The organism is Pseudomonas sp. Sample_9, assembly GCF_004307535.1.
Taxonomy (GTDB): domain Bacteria; phylum Pseudomonadota; class Gammaproteobacteria; order Pseudomonadales; family Pseudomonadaceae; genus Aquipseudomonas; species Aquipseudomonas mercuritolerans.
In genome coordinates, this window is record NZ_RAZO01000217.1 from 1 (window position 1) to 10,410 (window position 10,410).

Annotated in this window: 10 protein-coding genes; all 10 read left to right on the forward strand. The window is 61.2% G+C overall.

Going from position 1 to position 10,410, the window contains the following annotated elements:
- Window positions 1-263, forward strand: a 263-nt coding sequence (locus D6877_RS29605; RefSeq protein WP_206662986.1) for a hypothetical protein, incomplete at its 5' end; no start/stop codon positions are given.
- Between the two features lie 282 nt (window positions 264-545).
- Window positions 546-1,319 (forward strand): glucose-1-phosphate cytidylyltransferase, encoded by a 774-nt coding sequence (gene rfbF / locus D6877_RS12145; RefSeq protein ID WP_130910933.1) that lies wholly within the window; start codon window positions 546-548, stop codon window positions 1,317-1,319.
- A complete protein-coding gene (rfbG, locus tag D6877_RS12150) occupies window positions 1,301-2,383 on the forward strand; it encodes a CDP-glucose 4,6-dehydratase (protein ID WP_130910934.1) in 1,083 nt (360 codons plus the stop codon). The genes rfbF and rfbG overlap by 19 nt, the downstream gene beginning before the upstream one ends.
- Complete coding sequence (gene rfbC / locus D6877_RS12155; RefSeq protein WP_130910935.1) at window positions 2,380-2,940, forward strand: dTDP-4-dehydrorhamnose 3,5-epimerase; 561 nt, start codon at window positions 2,380-2,382, stop codon at window positions 2,938-2,940. The genes rfbG and rfbC overlap by 4 nt, the downstream gene beginning before the upstream one ends.
- On the forward strand, window positions 2,937-4,163 hold the full coding sequence (locus D6877_RS12160; protein ID WP_130910936.1) for a class I SAM-dependent methyltransferase: 1,227 nt from the start codon (window positions 2,937-2,939) through the stop codon (window positions 4,161-4,163). The genes rfbC and D6877_RS12160 overlap by 4 nt, the downstream gene beginning before the upstream one ends.
- Window positions 4,160-5,011 (forward strand): NAD(P)-dependent oxidoreductase, encoded by an 852-nt coding sequence (locus D6877_RS12165; RefSeq protein ID WP_130910937.1) that lies wholly within the window; start codon window positions 4,160-4,162, stop codon window positions 5,009-5,011. Before D6877_RS12160 ends, D6877_RS12165 begins: the two co-directional genes overlap by 4 nt.
- The gene (locus tag D6877_RS12170; protein WP_130910938.1) at window positions 5,008-6,078 is read left to right on the forward strand and encodes a class I SAM-dependent methyltransferase; all 1,071 of its coding nucleotides are present in this window, start codon (window positions 5,008-5,010) and stop codon (window positions 6,076-6,078) included. The genes D6877_RS12165 and D6877_RS12170 overlap by 4 nt, the downstream gene beginning before the upstream one ends.
- A 17-nt stretch (window positions 6,079-6,095) precedes the next feature.
- Window positions 6,096-6,833, forward strand: coding sequence for a cephalosporin hydroxylase family protein (locus D6877_RS12175; RefSeq protein ID WP_130910939.1), 738 nt, complete (start codon window positions 6,096-6,098; stop codon window positions 6,831-6,833).
- 55 nt (window positions 6,834-6,888) lie between these two features.
- Complete coding sequence (locus tag D6877_RS12180; protein ID WP_130910940.1) at window positions 6,889-9,798, forward strand: TIGR00180 family glycosyltransferase; 2,910 nt, start codon at window positions 6,889-6,891, stop codon at window positions 9,796-9,798.
- Window positions 9,799-9,821: 23 nt separating this feature from the next.
- A partial coding sequence (locus D6877_RS12185) for a polysaccharide biosynthesis protein (RefSeq protein WP_130910941.1) occupies window positions 9,822-10,410 on the forward strand: 589 nt, incomplete at its 3' end.

The window sequence follows — 10,410 nt, forward strand, 5'->3', positions numbered from 1 at the left end:
GCTTGCGCTCATTGTTGAGTGGGGCGGCTTTGCCGCGGGCAGCTGCGCTGCTTTGCTTTTGTGGGAGCGAGCCTGCTCGCGAAGGAGGCCTGACAGCCGACCTTTTCTTGAGTGGTATGCGATCCACCTGTAGGAGCTGCCGAAGGCTGCGATCTTTTGATCTGGCTTTTGCTCTTGCTTCGGCTCTGGCTTTTGCTCTTGCTTCGGCTCTGGCTCTTGATCTGGCTGTGGCTTTTGATCTGGCCTTTGATTTGGCTTTTTGATCTTTTGCCCCGGCGACAGGCTTCGTTACGGGACTGATTCGGAGACCAAACCGCCAGCGGCAGCACCCGCGATAAGGGATATGTCCCCAATCAAAATCCCTAGCCCGTCCCCACCACGTCGACTCTGAGCTGGCGCGTTTCCTGCAAGTGCCCCGCAAATCGCCATAAAACGAGCGCTCGTGGTCTTTCCAGCGGCGCCCGGTCCGGCAGAAGGTTTAGCCAGAAGGCCTGCAACGCTCAAGAAAGCTGTGCGCAGCCCGGTGACGTACGAGAGGGGAGACGATGAAGGCAGTTATTTTGGCGGGTGGCCTCGGCACGCGCATCAGTGAAGAGTCGCACCTCAAGCCCAAGCCGATGATCGAGATCGGCGGCAAGCCAATTCTCTGGCACATCATGAAGCAGTATTCCGCTCACGGGATCCACGACTTCGTCATCTGCCTGGGCTACAAGGGCTACGCGATCAAGGACTTCTTCGCCAACTACTTTCTGCACACCTCCGATGTCACTTTCGACATGCGCAACAACCGCATGGACGTCCATCAAAACTACAGCGAGCCGTGGAGTGTGACCCTCATCGACACCGGCGAGGAAACCATGACCGGTGGCCGCCTGTTGCGGGCCGCGCGTTATCTCAAGGATGAAGAAGCGTTCTGCTTCACCTACGGCGACGGTGTTTCCGACATCAACATTGCCCAGCTTGTCGATTACCACAAAGCCCACGGCCGCCTGGCGACCGTCACTGCCGTGCAGCCGCCAGGCCGTTACGGCGCGCTCGAACGCCAGGGCGATCAAGTGCTGGGCTTCACCGAAAAACCCCGTGGTGACGGTGGCTGGATCAATGGCGGTTTCTTCGTGCTTTCGCCAAAAGTACTGCCCTACATCAGCGATGACAGCACCACCTGGGAAGCCGAGCCTTTGGCCCGTCTGGCGCAGGACGAACAACTCAAGGCCTTCGAACACGAAGGTTTCTGGCATCCAATGGACACCCTTCGCGACAAGAACCATCTCGAAGCGCTGTGGCAGAGCGGGGAGGCCCCATGGAAGCAATGGGCTTGAATGCGGATTTCTGGCGTGGCAAACGCGTCCTGGTCACCGGGCACACCGGTTTCAAGGGAAGTTGGCTGACCCTGTGGCTGCAAAGCCTCGGCGCGCAAGTCAGCGGTTTTTCCCTGGACCCATCGACCGAGCCGAGCCTGTTCGAACTGGCGCGCGTGCACGAAGGCATCAATGATCAACGCGGCGATCTGCGCGATCTCGGCGCCTTGCTCGAAATCATTGCCGAGACCGAGCCGGAAATTGTTCTGCATCTCGCCGCCCAGCCCTTGGTACGCGAGGGCTATCGCGATCCGCTCGGCACCTATTCCAGCAACGTCATGGGCACGCTGAACCTGCTCGAAGCGATTCGTCAGATCGGCGGCGTGCGTGCCTGCGTGCTGGTCACCACCGACAAGGTCTACGCCAACAAGGAATGGCTGTGGCCGTACCGCGAAGACGAAGCGCTCGGTGGCCACGATCCTTACAGCAGCAGCAAGGCCTGCTGCGAATTGCTCGCGCAGTCCTATGCCGCGTCGTTTTTCCCGGCGGACAAACATGCCGAACATGGTTTGGCCCTGGCGACCGCACGCGCCGGCAATGTGCTGGGCGGCGGTGATTTTGCCCCGGAGCGACTGATTCCCGACGTACTGAAAGCCTGGACTGCCGACGAGCCGGTAACCCTGCGCTATCCGCAAGCCGTGCGCCCGTGGCAGCACGCGCTGGAGCCGCTGGCCGGTTATCTGCAACTGGCTGCCGCGCTTTACGAATACGGCCCGGAATACGCCGGTGCGTGGAACTTCGGCCCCGGTGAGGCGGACATGTGCAGCGTCGGCGAAGTGGTCGAGCTACTCGCCAATCGCTGGCCGCAGGCCCGTGGTCTGCGTATCGAACCGAGTGAATTGCACGAAGCCGGTCTGCTGCGTCTGGACAGCAGTCGTGCGCGGCAGGTGCTCGGCTGGCAGCCGCGCTGGTCGTTGCAAGCGTGCCTTGCGCAGACCCTGGATTGGCACTTGGCGTGGCAGAACGGCGATGACATGCGCGCCGTGACTCTGGGCCAATTGAATCTGTACCGAGGCGCGCTGTGAGCGAGTTTTCCCTGCAAGCGTTGCCATTGGCCGGCCTGTTCAGCGTTCAGCACAAACGTTTCGAAGACCAGCGCGGGCACTTCGCCCGGTTGTTCTGCGAGGGCAGCCTGAGTGCGTTCGGCAATGAATTTCATATCCGCCAGATCAACCACTCCTGCACCCGCGAAAAGGGCAGTGTGCGTGGCTTGCATTATCAAAATGCCAACGCACCGGAAGCCAAGCTGATCACGTGCCTGCGCGGTGAAGTCTGGGATGTTGCGGTGGATTTGCGTCCCGAGTCGGAGACGTATCTGCACTGGCACGCCGAGCACTTGAAGGCGGGCGATGGCCGCAGCCTGCTGATTCCGGCAGGTTTCGCTCATGGCTTTCAGACGCTCACTGACGACGCCGAGTTGCTCTATCTGCACAGCGCCGATTACGCGCCGGAGCACGAGGGCGGCTTGTCGGTGAACGATCCACGGCTGGCGATTGCCTGGCCGTTGCCTGTCAATAATTTGTCAGCGCGTGACTCCAGCCATCCCGCGCTTGATCAACACTTTGCTGGAGTGCGTCTATGAATTGCCGTGGGTGCGCCGCACCGCTGAGCCTGCCGCTGATCGACCTCGGCACTTCGCCTCCGTCCAACGCCTACGTGCATGCCGATCGCCTGGAGCAGGCCGAGCAATGGGTGCCGCTCAAAGTCGCGGTGTGCCAGCAATGCTGGCTGGTTCAGACCGAGGACTACACCAGTGCCGACAGCCTGTTCGATGCCGAATACGCCTACTTCAGTTCGTTCTCCAGTACTTGGCTGAATCACGCCGAGCGCTATGTCGCCGAGATGAGCGAGCGTTTCGGTCTGAACGCCGACAGCCGTGTGGTCGAGGTCGCCGCCAATGACGGGTACCTGCTGCAATACGTCGCCGCGCGCGGCATCCCGTGTCTGGGCGTCGAGCCGACCCGCAGCACCGCACAGGCTGCACGGGAAAAAGGCCTGGAGATTCGTGAGCTGTTCTTCGGCCGCGACACCGCCACGCAATTGCGCAGCGAAGGCTGGAGCGCCGACCTGATGGCAGCCAACAACGTGCTGGCCCATGTGCCCGACATCAACGATTTCCTCGCCGGCTTCGCGACGTTGCTCAAGCCGACCGGCGTCGCCACCTTCGAGTTTCCGCAACTGCTGACGCTGATGGCCGGCGCGCAGTTCGACACGCTGTATCACGAACATTATTCCTACCTGTCGCTGACCGCCGTGCAGACCCTGTGCGAGCGCAATGGCCTGGAAGTGTTTGATGTCGGCCAGTTGAGCACCCACGGCGGCTCGTTGCGCGTATTCGTGCAGCGCAAGGACGGCCAGCGCCGCGCTGTCCTCCCGGCAGTTCAGCAACAATTGCAGGCCGAACTCGATGCCGGGGTGAAAACCGCCGAGTACTACGCGACCCTCGCGCCTGCTGCCGAACGCATCAAACATGACCTGCTGCGCTTCCTGTTGCAGGCCAGGGCCGACGGCAAACGTGTGGTCGGTTATGGCGCCGCGGCGAAGGGCAATACCTTGCTCAATTACGCCGGAGTCAAAGCGGATCTGCTGGCCTGGGTGGCCGATGCCAATCCGCACAAGCAGGGCAAGTTCTTGCCGGGCAGCCGCATTCCGATCGTGGCGCCGGCGCAGATCGAAATCGACAGGCCGGACTACGTGCTGGTGTTGCCGTGGAACCTGTTGCCCGAAGTCAGTCAGCAATTGGCGCAGGTGCGTCAGTGGGACGGGCGCTTCGTCATCGCCGTGCCTGAGTTGAAAGTGCTGTGAAGGTTCTGGTCACTGGCGCCACAGGCTTTGTCGGTCGGCATCTGGTTGCCGCATTGCTGGCGCGTGGCTGCGAGATTCGCGCCGTGGCGCGCAACGCAGAAACCGCGCAGGGCATGCCGTGGATCAATGACGTCGAGTTCATCGCAGCAGATATTCACGCGGCCGACCTGAACGTCGTCGCGCTGACCGAAGGCATCGACGCACTCGCGCATCTGGCCTGGCCGGGGCTGCCGAACTATCGGGCGCTGTTTCATTTCGAGCACAACCTGATGGCCGATTACCGCTTTATCAAAAGCGCGGTCGAGGCGGGCGTGCAGCAGGTTCTGGTGACCGGCACCTGCTTTGAATACGGCATGCAAAGCGGCCCGCTCAGCGAAGCAACCGAGCCACGGCCGAGTAATCCCTACGGTCTGGCCAAGCACACGCTGCACCTGTTTCTGCAGAGCCTGCAGCAGGAGCGGCCGTTCACTTTGCAGTGGGCGCGCTTGTTCTACCTGCACGGCGAAGGGCAGAACCCCAACAGCCTGTTGGCCGCGCTGGATCGGGCAATCGATAGCGGCGAGGCATCGTTCAACATGTCGGCCGGTGAGCAGTTGCGCGATTTCCTCGCGATTGAAACCGCCGCGAGTCATCTCGCCGCGATCCTCCATCAGCGCGACTTCGATGGCGTGGTCAACTGTGCCAGCGGCCAGCCGGTGTCGGTGCGTGCGCTGGTCGAACAGCGCTTGCGTGAGCGTGGCGCAACAGTGGATCTGAACCTCGGCCACTACCCGTATCCGACGCACGAACCGCTGGCGTTCTGGGCCGTCACCGAGCGCTTGCAACAGTTAATGGGAGAGTCGCCATGAGGCACGAGTTGTACCGGGCTACCGGCCTGCCAGTGTTGCAGAACCGTACTTTCGCCGATGCCGAATCGGCGCGGGCCTCGGCCAGCGCCGACATGCTGCTGGTGCAGGACGAACGCAGCGGTCTGGTTTTCAACGCCGCGTTCGACGCCGACAAGCTCAGCTATGACGCCGACTATCAGAACGAGCAGGCGCACTCCGGCCAGTTCCAGCAACACCTGAGCGATGTCGAAGGCATCATCGCCAAGCACTTCAAGGGCCAGGAACTGATCGAAGTCGGCTGCGGCAAGGGCTATTTTCTTGAGTTGCTCAAAGGCCTTGGCTATTCGATCACCGGCATCGACCCGGCTTACGAAGGCGAAAACCCTGACGTGATCAAGGCGCCGTTTACGCGCGGTCTCGGCTTGTCGGCCGATGCCATCGTGTTGCGTCATGTGCTGGAGCACATTGAGGACCCGGTGAGCTTTCTGGCCGTGATCGGCGAAGCCAATCAGGGCGGGCAGATCTACATCGAAGTGCCGTGCCTGGACTGGATCCTTGAGCACAAGGCGTGGTTCGACCTGTTCTACGAACACGTCAACTATTTCCGCCTCGATGACTTGCGCCGGATGTTCGGCACGGTGCATGAGGCCGGGCATCTGTTCGGTGGCCAGTATCTGTACATCGTCGCCGATCTGTCGACGTTGCGCCTGACCCCGGAGCAACCGGTGGCGCGCCTGGCCCTGCCGGAAGATTTCAGCGTCAGCCTCGACCGCGCTGTGCAGATCATCCGCTCGGCGCCTGCACAGGGTTCGGCGATCTGGGGCGCCTCGTCAAAAGGCGTGATCTATTCGCTGTTCCTGCAACGCGCCGGCGTCGCGGTCGATCGCGTGATCGATATCAACCCGGCCAAGCAGGGGCGTTATCTGCCCCTGAGCGGTGCGCGAGTGTCATCGCCGCAAGAGGCGATGGATGCGCTGCCCGAAGGCGCGCACCTGTTTGTGATGAATTCCAATTACCTCGAAGAGATCAAGCGGATGACCGGTGGACGCTACGTCTATCACGCCGTCGACAGCGCTTCGTTCCAGTGACCCTTGAGATGACCGACATGACCGACAACAGCATCAACCAGGCTTTCGAAGCCGAGTGCCGCGAGCAGATCGCCCAACAGGGTGACGACCAGAAACTGACCGGCCTGGCCCGGGATTTCTTCAACGAATCGGCCAAGCACAAATACAGCTACCACTTCTCGTGGATGGGCCGCCCGATCATCCAGCTGCCGCAAGACATGATGGCGATGCAGGAGATCATCTGGCAGGTCAAGCCGGACCTGGTCATCGAGTGCGGTATTGCCCACGGCGGTTCGATCATCTACTACGCCTCGCTGCTGGAGTTGCAAGGCCACGGTGAAGTGCTGGGCATCGACCTCGACATTCGTCCGCACAACCGCGAAGCCATCGAAAGCCACCCGATGGCCAAGCGCATCAAGATGATCGAAGGTTCGAGCATCGACCCGGCCATTGCCGCTCAGGTGCAGGCCGCCGCCAAAGGCAAGAAAGTCATTCTGGTTCTCGACTCCAACCACACCCACGACCACGTGCTCGAAGAGCTGCGCCTCTACGCGCCGCTGGTGTCGGTCGACAGCTACTGCGTGGTCATGGACACCGTGGTTGAAGACATGCCGGCCGACTTCTTCCCGGATCGTCCATGGGGCCCGGGCGACAACCCGAAAACCGCCGTGTGGAAGTACCTGGAAGAGAACCGGGACTTCGAAATCGACCAGCAATTGCAGAACAAATTGCTGATCACCGTGGCGCCGGACGGCTACCTGCGTCGCGTCCGTTAATTCGCAACATTTACCCAGCGTTGTTTCGGCGAGTCGCCGGTTGTGGAGAGAAGTTATGCAAGGCAAGTACAGTTCTGAACGATCACTCAGCGAGCTGTTGACCGTGGTGCTGATTACGCATAATCGGCCGGCGTTCCTGCGCCGGGCGGTCAAGTACTACAGCAGCTTGCCCTGCAGGATCATGGTGCTGGATTCCACGCCGGAACGGCCGGAAGACGATTTTTCCGCCGTCGACTATCACCACGTGCCGCAGTTCGCTTACTGGGGCATGCAGGCGAAGCTGGCCTATGGCGTGGAGCAGTTGACCACGCCGTACATGGTGCTGGCAGCCGATGACGATTTCATTCTGCATGACTCGCTCGCCGAGTCCGTGGACTTCCTGCAGGCCAACCCCGATTACGGCATGTGCCACGGGTATTGCCTGATGTACCTGACGCTGGCCGGTGGGGTGAATTACTACCGTCGTGACAAGAAGGTCCAGGAGGACTATGCGTCCGACCGTGCGCAGGAACGCGTCATCGATTACATGAGCCAGTACATCCCGCCGTTCTACGCGGTGACCCGTACCGACCTGATGAAAACCTGGCACTCATCTCTGCCGCCGGGGACGAATTTCCAATGGCAGGAAATCGGTCACGTCTACTTCCTGCTGGCCAATGCCAAGGCGCGGATCCTGCCGACACCGTATGTCGTGCGCGAGATCAACTATGGCACGTCCGAGCACAGCACCGACGTCTATCACTCGCTGACCTACGTCGATGCGAAATCGGTGGCCGAGCGCGAGGCGTTCGCCGATTTGCTCGTGTCGTTGCCTTCCGCTATCGAGGGGCTCGATGCCAGGCAAACCAAGGCCTTCGTCCTCGAAAGCTTCCAGGCGATGGCCGACTGTCTGAAGTCCAATCGTTCGCTGACCGCCGAACTGATTTTCGAGTCCACCTGGAACCAGGAACTGAAGCTGCCGGATCGTCGTTTCGGGCCTCTGCAATACGTCGAAATGCCGTTCTACAACCAAGCGTTCTTCGATCGTCTGGAACAGTTCGAATTCATGCTGCACGCCATGCCCGCCGGCCGTGTGCAACTGGAAGGGCTGGAAGGAATCTGGACGCGTCAGGCGCACCTTTTGCAGGCGCGCAACAACGATACGCCGGAGAGTGTGGTTGACCGGCTGTGGCAAGCGCATGACCTGAACGCGTTCAACCAGGTGGTTGCCAAGCGTCTGGCTGCGCAACTGCAAGTGCTTGGTGACGAGGCGGCGGCGCAAGCCATGCATGAATGGATCGCCCGCCTCGAGGCGCTGACGGTCGATGATCATCAGGCCAGCTTCGACAAAATGAAATCCGGCCGTCTTCTGCAATGGCTGGCTGCGCGCGCGCCCGCCATCGAGCAGCTCGAGTCGATCAGCCAGCACTTGGCGGCTGATGGCGGTGGCCCGCAATTCGGCATCTTCCTGCTTGATCTGGACAACGACATCGACAAGCTGCAAGTGTCGCTCGACAGCTTGCTCGAGGGACACTGCAAAGCCTTCAGGATTGTTGTGTTCACCACCGGTGAAGCACCAGCGGCGACCACTGCGCAGAACACCCTGCACTTTGTCCGCGTCACGCCCGGCAACGTCGTCGACAAACTTAACCAGAGCGCCCAGCAGTCGCCAAGCGACTGGCTGATGCTGGCTGAGGCGGGGGATCTGTTCACTGCCAGCGGCCTGTTGCGCGCCAGCCTTGAGCTGATCGGCGCCCAAGGTGTGCGTGCGGTGGCCACCGATGAAATCCAGCGCAAGGAAAACGGCGCACTGGTCGACGTATTCCGCCCCGGTTTCAACCTGGATCTGCTGCAAAGCGTGCCGTCGCTGATGGCGCGGCACTGGCTGATCCGTCGTGAAGTCCTGCTCGAGGCCGGTGGCTATCAGGCCGACTTCAGCAAGGCGCTGGAATTCGATCTGTTGCTGCGCATCATCGAACAGGGCGGCCTCGACGGCCTCGCGCATCTCGACGAGCCGCTGCTGATCACCGAGCAGGCGCCTCTGGAAGAAAACGCCCATGAGCGCCTGGCGCTGCTGCGTCACTTGGGCAATCGCGGTTACAAGGCCAAAGTCACATCGACAACGCCGGGCACCTGGCAGATCGATTATCGCCACACCGAACAGCCACTGGTGTCGATCATTGTGCCGGTCATCGATGATCTGCCGGTGCTGCGTCGCTGCCTCGAAGGCGTGTTGCTGCGTACTCGCTACAGCCGCTACGAAGTGCTGCTGGCAGCCAACGCCAACCAGTCGGCAGAGGTCAACGACTGGCTGGGCACGCTGCGCCATGCCAAGGTCAACGTGTTGCGTGCCGACCAGCCGCTGAGCGAAGTTGCCTTGTTCAACGCCGCCAGCGAGCAGGCGCAGGGTGAATACCTGGTGCTGCTGGCGGCGGACAGCGAAGTGGTCAATCCGAACTGGATCGATTCGCTGCTCAACCATGCCCAGCGTCCGGAAGTCGGTATCGTCGGCGCCAAACTGGTCGATCGTGACGGCAAGGTTGCCCAGGCCGGTCTGATTCTCGGCCTCAACGACGGTGTGGGTTCGCCCTTCATCGGCGAAAAACACAAGGCTGAGGGCTACATGCAGCGTCTGGCTGTCGAGCAGAATTACTCGGCTGTTTCCAAGGTGTGCCTGATGGTTGGCAAAGAGCTGTTCAACGCCCTTGGCGGCCTCGACGAAGCGACCTTCGCCGACGGCTATGCCGATGTCGACCTGTGCCTGAAGGCCGGTCAGGCCGGTTACCTCACCGTGTGGACGCCACTGGTGCAGGTGCTGCACACCGGCGAGCTGCCACAGGCGCCAGCGGCATTGGCGGCATTGCGTGAAAAATGGCCCGACGCCTTTGCCCAGGATCCGGCGTACAACGCCAACCTGGCCTTGAGCGGCAAAGGTTTCACTCTGGGCGAAAACGCCTCGATCAATTGGGCGCAGTTGCTCGCCTGAGCAGGCCGGACAGGAATCACAACATGTTCAACGGAAAATCGATTTTCATCTCCGGCGGCACCGGCTCGTTCGGCCGTAACTTCATCCGCCGGCTGCTCGAGCAGTACCAGCCCAAGCGCGTGGTGGTGTTCTCCCGCGACGAGCTGAAGCAGTACGAAATGCAGCAGACGTTCAACGCGCCGTGCATGCGTTATTTCATTGGTGACGTGCGCGACGCCGATCGTCTGCGTCAGGCCATGCGCGGCATCGATTACGTGGTGCACGCTGCTGCGTTGAAGCAGGTGCCGGCGGCGGAATACAACCCGACCGAATGCATCCGCACCAACGTCAACGGCGCGGAAAACATCATCGCTGCGGCGATCGATAACGGCGTAAAGAAAGTCGTCGCGCTGTCCACCGACAAGGCCGCCAGCCCGATCAATCTGTACGGCGCGACCAAGTTGCTTTCGGACAAATTGTTCGTCGCCGCCAACAACATTGCCGGCGAACAGCAGACCCGATTCGCCGTGGTGCGCTATGGCAACGTGGCGGGATCGCGCGGTTCCGTGGTGCCGTTTTTCAGCAAGCTGATCGCTGACGGCGCGCAAGAATTGCCGATCACCGACGAGCGCA